This window comes from Clostridium sp. N3C (assembly GCF_900095445.1).
In the GTDB taxonomy this organism is placed as follows: Bacteria; Bacillota; Clostridia; order Clostridiales; family Clostridiaceae; genus Clostridium_AU.
Map to the genome: position 1 here is coordinate 113,140 of NZ_FMJL01000003.1, position 19,925 is coordinate 133,064.

Sequence of the window (19,925 nt, forward strand, 5' to 3'; positions counted from 1 at the left end):
ACTCATTGAGTTAGCATTTTGGAGTTTCTAAAGTAGTTAACCTATGCTATAATGAATATACAGGGGTGATATAGATATGGATATTAAGCCCATAAGAGGTATAGCTACATTATATATGTTTTCTATTGCTTTAATTACAAATGTAATAATAGGTCTGCTATTTTTCTTTGTGAATACATACTTATTGAGTACGATTTTGCTAGTAACTTTGGTAATAGTAGATTTGTATTTCTTATACTATTTTTTCTTAGACTTGACCATGAAATATACCTTGATTGATAATCACATTATTATTAAATCTTTTTGGAATTTGAAAAAAGTTGATGTGGATTTTAAAGATATAGAAGGCTATATGATATCTAAGGAGCCTATACATGGAATAAAGCTAGCTGGTATGGGAAATAGTAAGTTTTCTTACGGTAGGGATATTATAGACAAGATTGGTATAGTGCGAATGTTTGTATCTTGCCAAAAAAGCACTATGTTTTTTAAAACCAGTAAAATGTGTTATGCTATTTCACCAGAGCAAATTGAACCTATCGAAGAAGCTTTAATAAATTGCAACATTCCAAATTATATAGATGAATATAATGAAGATTCAAAGGTGGAATTACATAAGGATAAAAAGTTCCTTATACTCCTATCTATGGTTGCTCTCATTATTGTTTTAATGATAGTTATACCTGCCATTTTATATCTTAGAGGAAGTTTACCAGTAAGTATGCCCTTATCCTTTGATGCTGCTTTTATTCCTATAGAATACGGAACGGTTAAGGAATTCGTATTTAAGCAGATGGCCTATGGAGTAATGAACATGGTGATATTATTCTGCATGTATTACGCTGCATACTTCTGTGCAAAATATGATAGAAAGACCGCTTATAGGTATATATACATAAGTTTAATTATTGTTATGGTATTTTTTGTGATTCAAATTAGAATATTAAGCAGGTTTGGAAATATATAGATTAAAAGCTTTTTTAAATAATAGGTGGTAATATGAACATAAGTGATAGATTGACAAGAGTTGCTAACATGGTGGATAGGTGTAAAACCATGGCGGATATTGGTACTGACCATGGGTATATACCTATTTTTCTTCTTATAAATGGAATTTGTGAAAGAGCTATAGCTTCAGATATTAATAGGGGACCGGTACAAAGAGCTGAAGAAAATATCAAATATTACGGTTTAGAAAATAAAATTGAATGTAGGCAGGGGCCAGGTCTTTCAACACTAAAGGCTGGTGAGGTGCAAACAGCGGTAATTGCTGGTATGGGAGGACATTTAATAATATCCATACTTGAAGAGGAAGAAATTATAGCCCATAAGCTAGAGTCAATAGTTTTACAACCAGTACAACATAGCAAGGTTTTAAGAAAATATCTTTATGAAAATGGGTATAAAATAATAGATGAGGATTTATGCTATGATGAAGGAAAATATTATGAAATAATTAAGGCAAGCTATGATGGGACAAATAGGTATTTAGAAGATATATATTACGAAATCAGTCCCCTTCTTATTGAAAAGAAGCATAGTCTTCTCAAGGAGTACTTAGGCAAGAAAATACATAGTAATGACAAAATCCTTTGTAATATTAATGAAGATACAGAGGGGGCTAATAAGCGAAAAGAGGAGCTTATTAATATAAATGAGAAGCTAAAGGAGCTGTTAACATGTCTGTAAAGTTATCTGAAGTGATAAAGGTAATTGAAAAATTTGCACCAACAAAGCTAAAAGAAAGTTATGATAATGTTGGTTTAATGGTAGGAGATATGGATGCAGATATAACTTCTGTTTTAGTGAGTTTGGACAGTACTTTAGAGGTTATAGAAGAAGCAAAAGAGAAAAACTGTGAACTTATACTAAGTCATCATCCCTTGCTATTTAGAAAGCCTAACTCTATTACAGAGGAAACTTTGCTAGGGAAAAAAATTAGAATGGCAGTTAAGAATAATATAAATATTTATGCTAGTCATACCAATCTAGATGTAGTAGAGGATGGGATAAATGATCTTATAGTAAGGCTTTTGGGTTTTAATAAAGGCATTGTTATGGAAAAAAGTTGTGTTATACCAGATAATGAAAAAGTTGGTATAGGAAGGTTGATAGATCTTAAAGATCCTATTTTATTAGAGGATCTATGTAAAAAAGTAAAAAATGATTTGGGATTATCTTATTTAAGATATTCAGGTGAATCTAATTGGCAAGTAAACAAGATAGCTATAATAAACGGCAGCGGTCAAGATTATTTTAATTTAGCTAAAAAACTAGGAGCAAACTGTATAATAACTGGAGATACTACTTATCATTATGTAAGTGATTTTTATGAGGAAGGCATTCCAGTTATAGATGCAGGACATTTTGGTACAGAGTGGCCAGCAGTTAAGATCTTTGCAAAGCATTTCAAAAAGTTACTTCAGGTTGAGAATATAGATATAGAAGTGAAGGTTTCAGAGAGAAATTTTGATCCTTATAAAATAATGGCTTAAATTTCCCTTTGCATAGCTTAAATTAATGTGTTAATATATTTTTGTGAGTAAGTCAGACAGTCGCTGCCCGGTAATGCCGGGGAGAGGAAAGTCCGAGCTTCACAGGGCAGGGTGCTGGGTAACTCCCAGTGGAGGTGACTCCAAGGAAAGTGCAACAGAGATATACCGCCGAACAGATGTCAGATATGAGATATCAGATATGAGATCAACTGTCAAAAGTCTTTGCTTTTGATTATATCTGAATTCTGACCTCTGACATCTGCTTCGGTAAGGGTGGAAAGGCGAGGTAAGAGCTCACCAGCGCATTGGCGACTTTGCGGCTATGTAAACCCCACCTGAAGCAAGACCGAATAGGGAGACATATGGGGCGGCCCGTCCCGTCTCCGGGTGCGTCGCTTGAGCCTGTCTGGTAACAGCAGGCCTAGATAGATGACTGTCAAATACAGAACTCGGCTTACAGACTTGCTCATAGAAGAAAAACACTAGGCATATTGTCTAGTGTTTTTCTTTTACATAATAACACCCATAAATACTTAAAAGATATTGCTTAACTTCAAATCTATCAACATATCCATATTTCAAGTATTCAGGCGTAAATTGATAAGACAGCTCCATTAGAATAAAGTATTTAAAGCAGTAGTTGAAGTAAAGCAGTCTAAATTAAAACTTTAGATTGCTTTTTTATGCAGAAGACTATTTACTGCTTTTTATTATACATGACAAATCGTAAGAACATCTTATATAATAATTAAGTATACTTAAGAATTTTAGAAGAGGTTAAGGATGAAAATGAAGAAGATAAGTGAAGTTTTTGCAGATTATCAGTCCAGTGGTAATATAAGTACTGCTATTGTGGAATCAGTAGTATTAAAGAAAAAAACTAAAAGTTTGGAAATGGAAATAAGTTCTGATAAATATATTGATGTTAAAGAATTTGAAGCTCTTAATAGGTTTATTAAAAGAAGGTTTGCCTTAAATGATTCTAAAATTTCTGTCAAGTATGCGGAAGGAATAGATAAAAAACCTATAGAAGAAGAGTTAAATAATATTATGCTTTCTTTGGGAGAGCAGTATCCTGCATTGAAAGCAGTATTAAATAGTAGTGAATATGAAATTGATAATAATGTTATAAGTTTCAATTTTAAGATGCCAGTATCAGGATTTTTAAGGTCCCTCGGCTATGATAAGAAAATTTCTAGTGCTATAAAAAGTATGTATGGATCTACCTATAAGATAAACTTCGTGGATAAAATAAGCAGTGAGGAATTGCTAAGGATGCAAGAAGCTAAAGAAAAGGAAATGCTTCTTGCTCAAAAGCAAATTAAAGCTGCTAAAAATGAAACTTCATCTAAGGTAGCTAAAGAAAGTACAGATAAAAAACCAGAAGTAAAAAATAAAGATAATGGAAAGAATACTGATAGCTCAATAATATTAGGTAGAAAAGGTAAGATTAATTCACCGGTTATAAAAATTATTGATATAACACCGGATGAAGGTAGAGTAGCTATAGAGGGTGAAGTATCTAATATAGAAACTAAGGAATTAAAAAGCGGAAAAATCTTGCTTTCCTTTGATATTTATGATGGTTCCAGTTCTATGACCTGTAAGTGTTTCCTAAAGCCTGAAGATAATGGTCAAGTAAAGTCAAGGCTTAAAAAGGCCAAAGGGGTAAGATTGGCCGGTAATGTATCTTATAGCCAGTTTTCTGGCGAAGTAGAAATGATTGCTAATGTAATAATTGAAACAGATGGTTTGAAGAAGAATAAGAGAATGGATAAGGCTGAAGTGAAGAGGGTAGAGCTTCATATGCATACCCAGATGAGTCAGATGGATGGTGTTAGCAGTGCTAAAGATTTGATAAAGAGAGCTATGGAATGGGGGATGAAGTCCATTGCTATTACAGACCATGGAGTGGTGCAGGCCTTTCCAGATGCACATAAGCTTTTAGGAAGGGATAACCCTAATATGAAGGTTATTTACGGAGTAGAGGCCTATTTGGCACCGGATAAAAAGCCTTCAGTTATGAATTCTAAAGGACAGAGCATTGATACCACCTACTGTGTGCTGGATTTAGAGACTACAGGTTTTTCACCAGTAACAGAAAAGATTACTGAAATAGGTATAATGAAGTTTAAGGATGGAAAGGTTATCGATAAATTTAGTACCTTCGTAAATCCTGAAAAGCCTATTCCTGCTAGAGTTGTAGAGGTTACAAACATCACTGATGATATGGTAAAGGATGCAGAAACTATAGAACAGGTATTTCCTAAAATGATGGAATTTATTAAGGATAGTGTTTTAGTAGCACATAATGCATCTTTTGACGTAGGCTTTTTAAAACATGTTGCTAAGGAATTAGGCTATGAATTTGATTTTACATATGTGGATACATTGTCCTTGGCACAGGAATTATTTCCTGAGTACAAGACATATAAGCTTGGAAGAATAGCTAAACACCTTGGTATAAAAGTGGAAGTAGCTCATAGGGCATTAGATGACGTAGACACTACAGTTAAGGTATTTAAAGTAATGCTGGATATGCTTAAGGAAAGAGGGGTAAAAAACCTCGATGATATAGAGTTATATGCTTCTGATGAGATAGCTAAGCAAGAGGAGTACAAAAAGCTTAAAACTTACCATGCAATAATTCTAGCAAAGGATTATGTAGGTTTAAAAAATTTATATAAGCTAGTATCCTTTTCACATGTAGATTACTTTTACAAGAAGCCTCGTATACTTAAGAGTTTATATAAAAAATATTCAGAGGGATTAATTCTTGGAAGTGCTTGCAGTGAAGGAGAATTGTATCAAGCTATATTATTAGGTAAGTCTGAGGAGGAAATTGAAGCTATTGCGGAGGATTATGATTATCTTGAAATTCAACCTTTGGGCAATAACGAATATCTAGTAAGAGAAGGGCAAGTGCCAGATCGAGAATATCTAAAAGAAATTAATAAGAAAATCGTTGCCTTAGGTGAAAAATTAAATAAACCGGTTGTTGCTACAGGAGACGTTCATTTCATGGATCCAGAAGACGAAATTTATAGACGTATACTGGAAGCAGGTCAAGGTTTTAAAGATGCAGATAATCAGGCACCTTTGTACTTAAGAACCACTGAAGAGATGTTAAAGGAGTTTTCTTACTTAGGAGAAGAGAAGGCCTATGAAGTGGTAGTTACAAATACTAATATGATAGCAGATATGTGTCAGCAAATTAGTCCTATATCACCGGAAAAATGTCCTCCTTATATTGAAGGATGTGAGCAAACCATTAGAGATATTGCCTATGGAAGAGCTCATGAGCTTTACGGTGATCCATTGCCGGAAATCGTTCAATCAAGATTGGATAAGGAACTAGATTCTATTATTAAAAATGGTTTCTCTGTAATGTACATTATTGCTCAAAAGCTGGTGTGGAAATCCAATGAGGATGGATATCTAGTTGGTTCTAGAGGTTCTGTTGGTTCTTCCTTTGTGGCAAATATGACTGGAATAACAGAAGTAAATGCTTTGCCACCTCATTATAGATGTCCAAAATGCAAATACTCAGATTTTACTGATTATGGTGTGAAAATTGGATTCGACTTACCGGATAAAGATTGTCCTGTTTGCGGAGAGAAAATGGCTAAGGATGGTTTAGATATACCTTTTGAAACCTTCCTAGGCTTTAATGGGGATAAGGAGCCAGATATAGACTTAAACTTTTCTGGTGAATATCAGGCAAGGGCTCATAGGTATACAGAGGTTATCTTTGGAAAAGGAACTACCTTTAAGGCTGGAACTATAGGTACCATAGCAGAAAAAACAGCTTTTGGATATGTAAAAAAGTACTTTGAAGAAAAAGGTATTCATGTAAATAAGGCTGAAATAATGAGACTAGCAAAGGGCTGCACCGGTGTAAAGAGAACAACAGGACAGCACCCTGGTGGTATAATAGTTGTTCCTAAGGGCCGTGAAATTTATGAATTCTGTCCTGTACAGCATCCTGCCGATGACCCAGAATCAGACATAATTACAACACATTTTGATTATCACTCCATAGACCAGAATTTATTAAAACTAGATATACTAGGACACGACGATCCTACGGTTATAAGGATGTTACAGGATATAACAGGAGTGGACCCACTAACTATACCTATGGATGATAAGGCAACTATGTCTATATTTTCTTCTACAGAAGCTTTAGGTGTTACACCGGAGCAAATCAATTCTCCAGTAGGAACCTTTGGAGTTCCAGAATTCGGTACTAAATTTGTAAGAGGGATGCTTGTAGATACCAAACCTCAAACTTTTATGGATTTAATATGTATATCTGGACTTTCCCATGGTACCGATGTTTGGCTAGGTAATGCCAAAGATTTAATTGATGGAGGAATAATAACAAGCATAAGTGAAGCGGTATGTACTAGAGACGATATTATGGTTTATCTTATTAAACAAGGTCTTCCACCGGATACTGCTTTTAAGATAATGGAGACAGTACGTAAAGGAAAAGCTTTGGAGGATCCTGAAAAATGGGCAAAGTTTGAAGCTATGATGAGGGAAAACAATGTACCTGAATGGTATATAGAATCTTGTAAAAAGATAAAATACATGTTCCCTAAGGCCCATGCTGCAGCGTATGTAATGATGGCCTTTAGAATAGCTTGGTTTAAGGTACATATACCTTTAGCTTATTATGCTGCTTTCTTCAGTATTAGAGCTAAAGCCTTTGATGCTGAATGGATGATCTTTGGAAAAGAAAAGGTTAAGGCTAAGATGCAGGAAATTGAGATGATGGGAAATCAGGCAGCACCTAAAGACAAGGATATGTATGATGATCTAGAAATAGTTTTAGAAATGTATGAAAGAGGATTTAATTTTCTACCTATTGATTTATATAAGTCCCATGCTACTAAATTCATAGTTGAGGATGGAGCATTAAGGCCAGCCTTAAACAGTATAGCAGGTATGGGTAATGTAGCTGCAGAAAGTATTTTCAAAGCAGCACAGGAAAAACCTTTCAGTTCTATAGATGATTTAAAGAAGCGTGCAAAGATAGGAAATTCTACAGTGGAATTACTTAAAAAATTTGGATGTTTAAATGGATTACCAGAAAGCGATCAACTTTGCTTCTTTGATGTAATTTGAATTTAATATTAACTAAGAGAAAAGGCCTTTTTAGGCCTTTTTTTTACCTTATGCAAAAGGAATAATTGAGAAAATAAGTATGAAACAAAATTATCCAATTTCCGAGGAAATAATTATTGACAAAGCTATGAAAGAGGTATAACATACTAAACATATCATAAAACTATTTAATAAAAATAATTTAGAACTTATCATGAAGTCCTATTTATCATTTAAGTTAGGAGGAATGATGATAATGATAAAAAAAGAAAGACTTATTAAGTATTTTACGGAATTAGTATCTATTGATTCTGAATCTTTTCATGAAAGACAAATAGCAGACTATATTATAGATAAACTAAAAGGTATTGGTTTTGAAGTTTATGAAGATGATTGTGGTGGCAAGATAGGCGGAAATGCTGGAAATATTTATGGCTATTGGAAGGGATCAATTCCTGGAGAGCCTATTCTTTTGTCAGCTCATATGGATACGGTAAAACCTGGAATAGGTAAAGGTGCCATAATCAAGGATAATGGAACTATTGTAGGAAATGGTAAGGCTGTACTTGGTGCTGATGATATTTCTGGAGTTGCTAGCATTTTAGAAGCCTTAGAAACGGTGGCAGAGAAAAAAATACCCCATAGAGATATAGAGGTGCTTTTTACCGTAGCAGAAGAGGTATATATTCAAGGTAGTGCCGCTTTTGATTATAGCAGGCTAAAAGCAAAGGAGGCCTATGTTTTTGATTTAAGTGGACCTGTAGGTACAGCAGCCATACAATCTCCAACTTTAGTATCCTTTGAAATAGGTATAAAAGGACGAGCTGCTCATGCAGGATTTTCTCCAGAGTTAGGTGTACATGCCATAATGATTGCTTCCAAAGCTATAAGTCAGATTCAAATGGGAAGAATTGATGAAAATACTACCGTTAACATAGGCACTATAGAAGGTGGAAGGGCAAGGAATATAGTACCGGATAGTTGCATAATTAAGGGAGAAGTGAGAAGCCTTGAACACGAAAAATCCCTAGCAGTAGCTAGGGAAATTCGTGAAATTTTTGAGAAAGAAGCAGAAAAGACTGGAGGATTAATAGAATATAAGGAATCCTTTGGATGTGTGGCTTATAATATTGATAAGGAAGAGAGAGTTGTAACTCGTTTCCTTGATATATGTGAAAAGCTTTCTATTCAAAGTGATTTGATTACAACTTTAGGTGGCAGTGATAATAACAACTTTGCTCTTAATGGTATTAGAGGAATAGTTTTAGCCTGCGGTATGAATAATGTACATTCTTTAGGTGAATACAGTCATGTAGATGAGTTAGTAAAAAGCTCTCTTATAGCTTTAGAAATAATTAGAGCACAGGTTTAATAAGGAGGAAGAAATGACTTTACAACAGTTAAAATATGTTATAACCATTGCAGATTGCAATTCTATGAATAAGGCGGCAAAGGCCTTGTTCATTTCCCAACCTAGTCTTTCTGCTTCTATTAAGGAACTAGAAAACGAAATTGGAATTGAGTTGTTTAGACGAACTAATCGTGGAATTACTATGACTGTAGAAGGAGAGGAATTCCTTGGTTATGCAAGGCAGGTGGTAGAACAGTATCAGCTAATTGAAGAGAGATTTGTAGAGAAGAAAAGTGTAAAGAAGAAATTTGATGTTTCAACCCAACATTATACCTTTGCAGTAAAAGCCTTCGTTGAGTTAGTAAAACAGTTTGGAATGGATGAATATGAATTTGCGGTACATGAAACTAAGACCTATGAAGTAATTGAAAATGTAAAGAACTTTAAAAGTGAGCTTGGTATTTTATATCTTAGTGATTTTAACAAAAAGGTTATAAATAAGATACTTAATGATAACAATTTAGAGTTTAAGGAATTATTTAAATGTAAAACCTATGTATATCTATGGAAAGGGAATCCTCTAGCTAATAAAAGTTTAATTACTATGGAAGATTTGAAGGAGTATCCTTGTCTTTCCTTTGAACAGGGAGTGTACAACTCATTTTATTTTGCAGAGGAAGTTTTAAGCACCTATGATTACAAGAAAATAATTAAAGTAAATGATAGAGCTACTATGTTGAATCTTATGGTAGGGCTTAATGGGTATACCCTATGCTCTGGAATAATTTGTGAGGAGTTAAATGGAGATGATTATAAGGCAATTCCATTGGATTGCGATGAAATTATGACCATTGGTTATATAATGAGAAAGAATGTAGGATTAAGTCTATTGGGAAGAAAATATGTAGATGAATTAAAGAATTATAGGGAAAAAGTATTATAGGATGAAAAAGTGTTATAGGGAAAAACTATAACCAATTATCTATTTTGTATATTAACACCTTTTTTAAAAACCGTGTATAATTCAATTATGAGTTAATTGGTTCAAGGAAATTTAGTTAATGTATATAAATAAAAATGATTGGAAAGGAGTCTTATAATGCGTTTAGTCAAAGAACAGATTACAATGACAAAAATTATGGCCATGTGTAGCTGTGGTTTCATGGAAATCTGTGAAATGATGGTTAATTGATTTGCGCATTATGATACCTGATTTTAGTTTTCCTTTGTTAGTTAACAGGTACATAAGCATGTACCTGTTTTTTAGACTTAAACTTATGGAAGTTAAAGGAAGTGAAGTGACATCATGATAAGATTTGAAAATGTTAGTAAAACCTTCAAAACCGAAGGGAAAGTTGTTGAAGCAGTAAAAAATGTGAATCTTCATATTGAAAAAGGAAAAATATGCGGTATTATAGGTTTCTCTGGTGCTGGAAAGTCTACTTTAGTTAGATGTATTAATCTATTAGAAAGACCTACCAGCGGTAAAGTATTTGTAGGAGATACAGATATGACCGCCTTATCTAATAGGGAGCTTAGAAAAAAAAGAAAAGAAATCGGAATGATCTTTCAACAATTTAATCTCTTTGCCTCTAGAAATGTATTTCAGAATGTGGCTTATCCACTAAAGTACAGTGGAATGAAGAAGAGCGAAATAAAGAAAAAGGTAGAGTCTTTGTTAGAGTTAGTAGGCCTTTCAGATAAGGCTAAGGCCTATCCTTCACAATTAAGTGGAGGTCAGAAGCAAAGGGTAGCAATAGCAAGAGCTTTAGCTAATGATCCTAAGATTTTACTTAGTGACGAATCCACTAGTGCTTTGGATCCACAAACTACAAGATCCATATTAAAACTTTTAAAAGAGCTAAATGAGAAGCTTGGACTTACTATAGTAGTAATCACCCATGAAATGCAGGTGGTTAAGGAAATTTGTCATAAGGTTGCAGTTATGGAAAAGGGTGAAGTGGTAGAAGAAGGGGACGTATTTGATGTCTTTGCAAATCCAAAGCAGCAAATTACAAAAGATTTTGTGGAGAGTACCTCTAATTTATCTAAGATAAATGAATTAATTGAGGAAAATGTATCAATTACAAAGATAGAAGAGGATGAATGTATTGTAAAGCTCAAGTATCTTGAAAGAAGCGTTTCAGAGGCATTGGTGTCTCAGGTTTCAAGATTGTACAACCTAGATATAAATATTATCTTTGGTAATATTGAGCTAATAGGAGAAAATCCTATTGGTGGTCTTGTTGCAATAATAAAGGGACAAACTGAAGATATAGAAGGAGCAATAACTTACTTAAAAGATAAAAATGTTGGAGTGGAGGTGATATTAGATGGAAGAGTTTCTAAACGATGTTATGCCTAATATAATGGATAAGATTCCTGTTTTTTACAAAAGCATAAAAGAGACCTTGCAAATGTTAGCCTGGTCTGGTTCTATATCCTTTGTATTAGGATTGATTTTAGGAGTTGTTTTAATAGTAACGAAGAAGGGGGGAGTTCTTCAAAATACTTTTGTATATCAAATTTTGGACAAGGTTATAAACTTTTTCCGTTCTATACCTTTCATTATTCTTTTGGCAGCTTTAATTCCATTTACTAGAAAGATTATGGGAACTGCTATAGGTGTGAAGGGAGCAATTGTACCATTGATAGTTGGTACGGTACCATTTTTCGCAAGACAGATTGAAGCAGCCCTATCAGAAATTAATCCAGGTTTAATTGAAGCAGCCCAATCTATGGGATCAGGACCTATAGAAATTATTTTTAGAGTTTATCTAAAAGAATGCATTTCAGGAATTGCAAGAGCTACAACTATAACAGCTATTAGCCTTATTGGATTAACAGCTATGGCCGGTGCCGTAGGAGCAGGTGGACTTGGAGATTTTGCAATCCGATTTGGATATCAGAGAAATCAGATAGATGTTACCTATGTTTCTGTTATTGTACTGGTGGTTTTAGTAACAGTGATACAGATTATTGGTAATATAATTGCTAAGAAAAGCGCTCATTAAAGATAGGTTGCAAAGGAGGTGAAAGAGATGGCTTTAACACCAAGAAAGGTTATTATTATTGGAGCAGGACATGTTGGCTCTCATGCAGGATATGCGCTAGCTTCTCAAGCTTTGGCAGAAAGGATTGTATATATTGATACAGATATAGAAAAGGCAAAGGCTCAAGCCCTTGACATATTTGATGCTACTGTATATCTTCCACATCACGTAGATGTAAAAGCTGGTGATTACAGTGATGCAAAGGATGCGGATCTTATGGTTATAGCACCGGGACCTCTTCCAGATATGAGTAAGGGGCAAACTAGAATGGATACTTTAAGAGATACTATTGAAATAATAAAGGATGTAGTAGTAAAAATAAAGGAGTCAGGTTTTTCAGGAATAATATTAAGTATATCTAATCCAGCAGATGTGGTAGCACACTATATTCAGAAAAAACTTGATTATCCTGCAAATAAGATTATTTCTACTAGCACTACATTAGATTCTGCCAGACTTAGAAGAGCTATTGCAGAACATATAGGAATTGATCAAAAGTCTATATATGCCTATGCTCTTGGAGAGCATGGGGAGAGCCAAATGGTACCCTGGTCTACTATTACTATAGCAGGTAAGCCGCTCTTAGAGCTGATGAAGGAAAAGCCTGAAAAGTATGGAAAGCTAAATTTGGATGCTATAGCTGCAGAAGCTAGGGCAGGTGGATGGAAGATTCTTGGAGGAAAGGGCTCTACAGAGTTTGGTATCGGTGCTTCCATTGCAGAGGTCACCAGAGCTATTTTCGGAGATGAAAAAAGGATTCTTCCAGTATCTGTTCTTTTACAAGGGGAGTATGGACAATATGATGTCTATGCATCAGTTCCTGCAGTACTTGGAATCAATGGAGTAGAGGAAATTATTGAATTAAACATGACAAAAGAGGAGTGGGTTGCCTTTAATGCATCCTGTGAGACTTTGAAAGAAAATTACGAAATAGCATTAACCTTATAAAACCTATCGAAATAATATAATATAAAAGGAGAGTGTCTTATGAAAAAAAGAAATATTATTGCCGCTTTATTATCAGTATTTGTTTTAACAACAGCTACAGCTTGTGGAAAGTCAGAGGAAACTAAAAAGGATAAAAGTGATAAAAAGGTAGTTAAGGTAGGAGTAGTAGGAGAGTCCAATGAAATGTGGGATCCTGTAATTGAAGAATTAGCAAAGGAAGGGGTAGAAATTCAACTGGTTACTTTTACAGACTATTCAACACCAAATAGAGCCTTAAATGATGGTGAAACTGATTTAAATGCCTTCCAGCACTATGTATTCCTAAATGAGGAAATTAAGAACAATGGTTATAAAATTAAATCCATTGGAGATACCTTTATTTCAGCAATGAATATCTATTCTAACAAGGTATCCAATGTTAGTGAAATAGGGCAGGGGGCAAAGATAGCTGTTCCAAATGATGCAACAAATGAAGGTCGTGCTCTTAAGGTATTAGAAGCAGCAGGTTTGATAAAGTTAGATCCTAATGCAGGAGATAGTCCTGACAAAACTGATATAGTTGAGAACAAGTTAAACATAGAACTAGTTGAAGTAGATGCAGCTAATGTGTATTCTTTACTTCCTGATGTAGCAGCAGCAGTTATCAATTGTAACTATGCTTTAGATAATGGATTGAATCCTGGAAAAGATGCAATTTTCCAAGATGATGTGAAAATTTATACAGGAAAGAATTATGTGAATTTAATTGCAGCTAGAACAGAAGATGCAGACAACGAAATTTATAAGAAAATTGTAGAAGCTTATCAGTCAGATGCTGTAAAAGAGATATTTGCAGATACATTTAAAGGAGCATATATTGCAGCTTGGGAATAATAAAATGACAATACTAAAGCAAGAGAGAGGGGCGCCAGATGCAGGAATTAAGTAAACGAACAGCTAATTTTTCCGATTCAGTTATACGAAGAATGACTAGAATTGCAAATCAGTACAAAGCTATTAATCTTTCTCAAGGTTTTCCAGACTTTGAACCACCGGCACCCCTAACAAAACGCTTAGCAGAAGTAGCAGCGGAAGGGCCCCATCAATATGCTTTGACTTGGGGCGCTCAAAATTTCAGGGAGGCACTGGCAAGAAAGCAGGAACGATTTTCTGGAATAAAAGTAGATCCAGATAAGGAAATTGTAGTAACCTGTGGAAGCACAGAAGCTATGATGTCAGCAATGATGTCTGTAACTAATCCAGGAGATAAGGTAGTTATCTTTTCTCCTTTTTATGAAAATTACGGTGCCGATGCTATACTATCCGGTGCCCAGCCAATATATGTACCTCTTAAGCCACCTAGCTTTAATTTCGATGCTGATGAGCTTGAAAATGCCTTTAAGCAAGGCGTGAAAGCTATGATATTGTGCAATCCTTCAAATCCCAGTGGCAAAGTTTTTACAAGAAAGGAACTGCAAACAATCGCAAATTTAGCTATTAAATATGATATCTATGTAATTACCGATGAAGTTTATGAACATATTATTTATGATAATTATAAACATATTTATATTTCTTCTTTACCTGGAATGAAGGAGAGAACCATTATCTGCAGTTCCTTATCTAAGACTTATTCTATCACCGGTTGGAGACTGGGCTATGTAATTGCCAATGAAAATATTATTGATCGAGTTAAGAAGGTCCATGACTTTCTTACTGTTGGGGCCGCGGCTCCTTTAATGGAGGTTGCCACTGTAGGACTTAATTTTGGAGATGAATATTACCAAGAGTTAAAGGAACATTATACCCACAAGAGGAATTTGTTTTTGCATGGGCTTAAAGATATAGGACTTACTTATACAGAACCTCAAGGAGCATATTATGTGTTGGTGGATATAAGTGAATTTGGCTACAGTAGTGATTTAAACTTTTGTGAAAGGATGGCCCGACAGGTAGGGGTAGCGGCGGTACCAGGATCTAGCTTTTTCAAAGAAAATGTGAATCATCTAATACGATTACATTTTGCAAAAAAAGATGAAACCTTAATTAGTGCTTTAGATAGGTTGTCAGATATCTATAAAAAGATGAAAATTTAATAATAATGAAGAGGGTTAATTATCCTATATGAATTATTCGTATAGGATATTTTTTTTAATATTTTTATATTTATAAAATATATGATATTATATATATGATTTATAGGCATTCTAGCTCTTGTTATATATAATGTATCTAGCTAAATAAAGATATTTGGGAATTGAAGGAAAGTTCTTTTTATATAAAAGATAATATAGTAAAAATAATTTAAAATAGGAGGGACTAATATGAGAGAAGTAATTAGTACAAAGGGAGCTCCAGGAGCCATAGGACCTTATTCACAAGCTATTAAGGTAGGTAATTTTGTATATACCTCAGGACAAATTCCACTAGATCCTGTTAGTGGAGAGTTAATAACTGATATAAAAAAGGCTACAGAAAGATCTTTAGAAAATGTAAAGGCAATATTAGAAGAAGCAGGCAGCTCTATGGATAAGGTAGTAAAGACTGTGGTATTTCTAAAGGATATGAATGATTTTGCTGCAATGAATGAAGTTTATGCTACATATTTTAAAGAAAATCCTCCGGCTAGAAGCTGTGTTGAAGTTTCAAGACTTCCTAAGGATGCGGTAATAGAAATAGAAGTTGTTGCTTTGGTATAAGTAGCTTTAAACCCTGATAATAATCAGGGTTTAGCTATATAATTATCTTTAGTAAAGCTATAGAAAGATAATACTGACAAGAAAGATTAAAAAGTGTTAGAAAAGGATCAAAAGTTATGGGATAATAAGAATAGACTAAATTAAAATACTAAAGTGACAAGAAAGGGGAAATATGAAAAGAAATAATAAGGTTAAAGTAATCCCTTTAGGGGGATTAGGAGAAGTAGGAAAAAATATTACGGTTATTGAATATCAGGAAGAAATTATAGTAATTGATTGTGGAATGGCTTTTCCTGATATGGAGATGTATGGGGTAGATTTAGTTATACCTAATGTTTCTTATTTAATTGAAAATAAGGAGAAAGTTAAAGCTATAGTGTTAACTCATGGTCATGAAGATCATATTGGAGCTTTACCTTACGTATTAAAGCAAATAAATGTGCCTGTCTATGGCACAAAATTAACATTAGGTTTGGTAGAAAATAAACTAATAGAACATAACATTCTTTCTGATTGTGAGCTTAATGTTGTAAAGCCCGGTGATGTATTAAAGTTTGATAAGTTGTCCGTTGAGTTTATAAGAGTTAGTCATAGCATTGCAGACTCCTGTGCTTTAGCTATACATACTCCCCATGGTTATATTGTACATACTGGGGATTTCAAAATAGATTATACTCCAATTGACGGAAAGGTTATGGATTTTGCAAGGTTTTCCAAGCTTGGTAAGCAAAAGGTATTGTTACTTATGGCGGATAGTACCAATGCTGAGCGTAAAGGTTATACTATATCCGAAAGTATAATTGGTGAAAATCTTACCCGAATTTTTGCTAGAGGCAAAGGTAGAATTGTTGTAGCCTCTTTTGCATCTAATATACACAGAATGCAGCAAGTTATTAATTCTTCCTTAATTTATGGAAGAAAAATAGCTTTTAGTGGTAGGAGTATGGAGAATATTTCTAAGGTAGCGTTAGAGCTAGGATATTTAAATATTCCTAAGAATATGATTATTAGTGTTGATGATGTTAGCAAATATCCTCCCAATAAGGTAACAATACTTACTACCGGTAGCCAAGGGGAGCCTATGTCAGCATTAGCTAGAATTGCCACTGGAACCCATAGAAAAATAACCATTGAAAAAGGTGATCTGGTTATTATATCTGCATCGCCAATTCCAGGAAATGAGAAGTTTGTAGGACATGTTATAAACGAACTTTTCAAAAAAGGTGCAGAGGTAGTATATCAAGCAATAGAAGAAGTTCATGTATCTGGTCATGCCTGTCAAGAGGAATTAAAACTGATGCATACTTTAGTAAAACCTAAATATTTTATGCCTGTACATGGAGAATTTAAACATCTAAGACAGCATGCCTTACTAGCAGAGGAATTAGGAAAAGAAAAATCCCACATTTTTATAATGGAAACAGGTCAAGTTTTGGAGTTAAACGGCAAGGAAGCTAAAATAAATGGAAGAGTGAAAACTGGAGCAGTGTTAGTTGATGGAATAGGTGTTGGGGATGTTGGAAATATAGTTCTTAGAGATAGAAAGCTCCTATCCCAAGATGGTATTTTAACAGTGGTAGTTACTATAGATAAGGAATCAAACTCAGTACTGGCTGGACCTGACATTATAAGCAGAGGTTTTGTTTATGTAAAAGAGTCTGAGGCTTTAATGAGAGAGGCTAGAGAGATAATAAAGGACGAGTTAGATAAATGCTTAGATAATAAGATTACAGAATGGATTGTTATAAAAGCTAATATTAAAGAAGCATTAGGTGATTTTCTTTACAAAAAGACTAAACGAAGCCCTTTAATACTACCAATAATTATGGAAACTTAATAATAGTACTTTTATTATTGAAAGGTCAGTGGTTCTATAATATTTAGGCTACTGATCTTTTTATATTAAACTTATATCTAAATACTTTATACTTTTTTTAAATATAGTTTCAACTTTAATTATGCAGTAAAGAGTGCTAGACATGATTTATATGTGTTGATATAATTAACAGTAAATAATAATATTGGAGTGAAAGAAATGAACCAATTTAATTTTAATGGTAAAAAATCATCAACAGGATTAGATGAAAATATAGCAGGACTTTTGTGTTATGTAGGAACATTCATTACAGGACTTATATTCTATTTTATGGAGAAGGACAGCAGGTTTGTTAAGTTCCATGCTTTACAATCTATCATGCTTTTTCTTAGCTTATCAATAGTCAATAGAATTTTCGCATGGATTCCACTTTTAGGAGGAATTATTACAGATTTAACAGGACTTTTAGCTTTTATTTTTTGGATTCTAATGATGGTTAAAGCATATAATGGAGAGTGGTTTAAGCTACCTATAATAGGAGAGATAGCTGATAGAAATGCAAATGTATAAAAGTACTAGATGCAAATGAAAATGGTATTGCATATTTATGTCTATTCTTGTATAATGATGTAAATTAATATTTTTTCGGATGATGATAGCGGGAGAGAGATGAATTTTTTCATCCACCGAAGAGGAAAATCTTTCAGGTACCATATTGGAGATGACCGTTATCGGACGAGCCTCTGGAGAGACTCTTTAGAGCACCGAAGGAGAAAGCTGTTTGAAATATCTTAATTCAACAGTGAAACTTTCAGGTAAAAGGACAGGGGAATGTTTTTTGAATTTATAATAGACAATGAAGATTGCTTTTAAATAGGGGTAAAAAATCTAGTATATTTATAGAATTAAGCCTATAAATTGTGATTTTATTGTCAATGTTTTATTGAAAATACACTATGATCTATTTTTCATATCTAAGATAATTCAAAATCATTTCCGTCCTAAATTTGAAAGTTTTAAATTATAAATCACAAAAGAATTTAGGGGGGATTTCGATGAACAGTCTAACACAAGTTCTAGAAAAAATCGATTCTTTAGTTTGGGGACCACCGCTACTAATATTGTTAGTAGGTACTGGTATTTATTTAACAGTTAGGTTGGGTCTACTTCAAGTCTTTAAATTACCATTAGCGATTAAATATTTATTTGCTAAAGATGATGATAACCAGGGAGAAGGGGATGTATCAAGCTTTGCAGCCCTTTGCACAGCTTTATCAGCCACTATTGGAACAGGAAATATAGTAGGTGTGGCTACAGCAATTAAAACCGGTGGACCGGGAGCCCTTTTTTGGATGTGGATGGCTGCCTTCTTTGGTATGGCAACTAAGTATGCAGAAGGCCTTTTAGCGGTGAAATATAGGGTAACAGATAAAAATGGACAAATGTCTGGTGGGCCAATGTATTATATTGAAAAGGGTCTTGGTTTAAAATGGTTAGCAAAGTTTTTTGCCATTTCTGGTGTTGGGGTAGCTTTATTTGGAATAGGAACCTTTCCTCAAATAAATGCTATTACAGAATCTTTACATAATAGCTTTTCTATTCCTATTATAGTTTCATCTATAGTAATCACTATTTTAGTTATCCTTGTAACCATTGGGGGAATTAAGAGCATATCAAAGGTATCAGAAATGATAGTACCATTCATGGCTATATTTTATGTAGTAGGCTGCTTAATTATTTTAGGAAGCAATATTAGTTCGTTACCAGTAGCTATAAAGCTAGTAATAAAACACGCCTTTACTCCTACAGCAGCTTTAGGGGGATTTGCAGGAGCTACAGTGAGAATGGCAATTCAAAATGGTGTAGCTAGAGGGGTATTCTCTAACGAATCCGGTTTAGGAAGTGCTCCAATAGCAGCAGCTGCTGCTAAAACAAAATCCTGTGTAAGGCAGGGATTAATCTCAATGACAGGAACCTTTTTCGATACTATTGTAATTTGTACTATGACCGGTCTTGTATTAATAACCACTGGAGCTTGGCAGTCTGATTATGCAGGTTCTGCTATGACGAGCTATGCTTTTGGAAAAGGACTGCCTGTGGAAGCAATAGGAACCTTTATAGTTACTATAGGTTTGCTTTTCTTCGCCTTTACTACTATTATAGGATGGAACTATTATGGTGAAAGATGTACTGAATACTTATTTGGTATAAAGGGAGTTAAGGTTTATAGATATGTCTTTATTATCATAGTAGCCTTTGGAGCAACCTTAAAATTAGACTTGATATGGATTTTAGCAGATATAGTTAATGCTTTAATGGCTTTACCTAATTTAATAGGATTGATAGGCCTAAGTGGAGTTGTTTATAAGGAAACAAAGCTTTATTTTCATAACTTAAAAAAAGCTTCTATAGAAACTTCTAAAAGTACTTCTAAGGGAGCTTAGGATAATAAAAAAGTTGATGTTTAACATC

At 34.0% G+C, this 19,925-nt stretch carries 15 protein-coding genes, 1 other RNA gene and 1 riboswitch; all 16 genes read left to right on the top strand.

Annotated elements, in window-relative coordinates:
* Positions 1–76 precede the first annotated feature (76 nt).
* The 16 genes from N3C_RS02260 to N3C_RS02335 all read left to right on the top strand — a co-directional run bounded on the left by N3C_RS02260 (position 77) and on the right by N3C_RS02335 (position 19,897).
* Positions 77–967: a PH domain-containing protein gene (locus tag N3C_RS02260; protein ID WP_074364452.1), complete on the top strand. Its 891-nt coding sequence runs from the start codon at positions 77–79 to the stop codon at positions 965–967.
* Positions 968–999: 32 nt separating this feature from the next.
* Complete coding sequence (locus tag N3C_RS02265) at positions 1,000–1,689, top strand: tRNA (adenine(22)-N(1))-methyltransferase (protein ID WP_074364453.1); 690 nt, start codon at positions 1,000–1,002, stop codon at positions 1,687–1,689.
* Complete coding sequence (locus N3C_RS02270) at positions 1,680–2,495, top strand: Nif3-like dinuclear metal center hexameric protein (RefSeq protein WP_074364454.1); 816 nt, start codon at positions 1,680–1,682, stop codon at positions 2,493–2,495. Before N3C_RS02265 ends, N3C_RS02270 begins: the two co-directional genes overlap by 10 nt.
* Before the next feature lie 44 nt (positions 2,496–2,539).
* Positions 2,540–2,968: RNase P RNA component class A (rnpB, locus tag N3C_RS02275), an RNA gene on the top strand.
* 316 nt (positions 2,969–3,284) lie between these two features.
* A complete protein-coding gene (polC, locus tag N3C_RS02280) occupies positions 3,285–7,628 on the top strand; it encodes a DNA polymerase III subunit alpha (RefSeq protein ID WP_074364479.1) in 4,344 nt (1,447 codons plus the stop codon).
* Between the two features lie 235 nt (positions 7,629–7,863).
* On the top strand, positions 7,864–8,979 hold the full coding sequence (locus tag N3C_RS02285; RefSeq protein ID WP_074364455.1) for a M20/M25/M40 family metallo-hydrolase: 1,116 nt from the start codon (positions 7,864–7,866) through the stop codon (positions 8,977–8,979).
* A gap of 13 nt (positions 8,980–8,992) precedes the next feature.
* Positions 8,993–9,901: a LysR family transcriptional regulator gene (locus N3C_RS02290; protein WP_074364456.1), complete on the top strand. Its 909-nt coding sequence runs from the start codon at positions 8,993–8,995 to the stop codon at positions 9,899–9,901.
* 363 nt (positions 9,902–10,264) lie between these two features.
* Positions 10,265–11,323, top strand: a complete 1,059-nt coding sequence (locus tag N3C_RS02295; protein ID WP_074364457.1) for a methionine ABC transporter ATP-binding protein — start codon at positions 10,265–10,267, stop codon at positions 11,321–11,323.
* Positions 11,292–11,972: a methionine ABC transporter permease gene (locus tag N3C_RS02300; protein WP_074364458.1), complete on the top strand. Its 681-nt coding sequence runs from the start codon at positions 11,292–11,294 to the stop codon at positions 11,970–11,972. The genes N3C_RS02295 and N3C_RS02300 overlap by 32 nt, the downstream gene beginning before the upstream one ends.
* A 27-nt stretch (positions 11,973–11,999) precedes the next feature.
* Positions 12,000–12,959, top strand: coding sequence for an L-lactate dehydrogenase (locus N3C_RS02305; RefSeq protein ID WP_074364459.1), 960 nt, complete (start codon positions 12,000–12,002; stop codon positions 12,957–12,959).
* 39 nt (positions 12,960–12,998) lie between these two features.
* Positions 12,999–13,832: a MetQ/NlpA family ABC transporter substrate-binding protein gene (locus N3C_RS02310; RefSeq protein WP_074364460.1), complete on the top strand. Its 834-nt coding sequence runs from the start codon at positions 12,999–13,001 to the stop codon at positions 13,830–13,832.
* Positions 13,833–13,870: 38 nt separating this feature from the next.
* Positions 13,871–15,034, top strand: coding sequence for a pyridoxal phosphate-dependent aminotransferase (locus N3C_RS02315; RefSeq protein WP_074364461.1), 1,164 nt, complete (start codon positions 13,871–13,873; stop codon positions 15,032–15,034).
* 228 nt (positions 15,035–15,262) lie between these two features.
* Positions 15,263–15,637 carry a RidA family protein gene (locus tag N3C_RS02320; protein ID WP_074364462.1) on the top strand — a complete coding sequence of 125 codons (375 nt, stop codon included), beginning with the start codon at positions 15,263–15,265 and terminating at the stop codon, positions 15,635–15,637.
* A gap of 172 nt (positions 15,638–15,809) precedes the next feature.
* The gene (locus N3C_RS02325; protein ID WP_074364463.1) at positions 15,810–17,474 is read left to right on the top strand and encodes a ribonuclease J; all 1,665 of its coding nucleotides are present in this window, start codon (positions 15,810–15,812) and stop codon (positions 17,472–17,474) included.
* Positions 17,475–17,672: 198 nt separating this feature from the next.
* Complete coding sequence (locus N3C_RS02330) at positions 17,673–18,023, top strand: DUF4870 domain-containing protein (protein WP_074364464.1); 351 nt, start codon at positions 17,673–17,675, stop codon at positions 18,021–18,023.
* A 163-nt stretch (positions 18,024–18,186) separates the two neighbouring features.
* Positions 18,187–18,290: riboswitch (glycine riboswitch) on the top strand.
* 218 nt (positions 18,291–18,508) lie between these two features.
* Complete coding sequence (locus tag N3C_RS02335; RefSeq protein ID WP_074364465.1) at positions 18,509–19,897, top strand: alanine/glycine:cation symporter family protein; 1,389 nt, start codon at positions 18,509–18,511, stop codon at positions 19,895–19,897.
* The last annotated feature ends 28 nt before the right edge of the window (positions 19,898–19,925 follow it).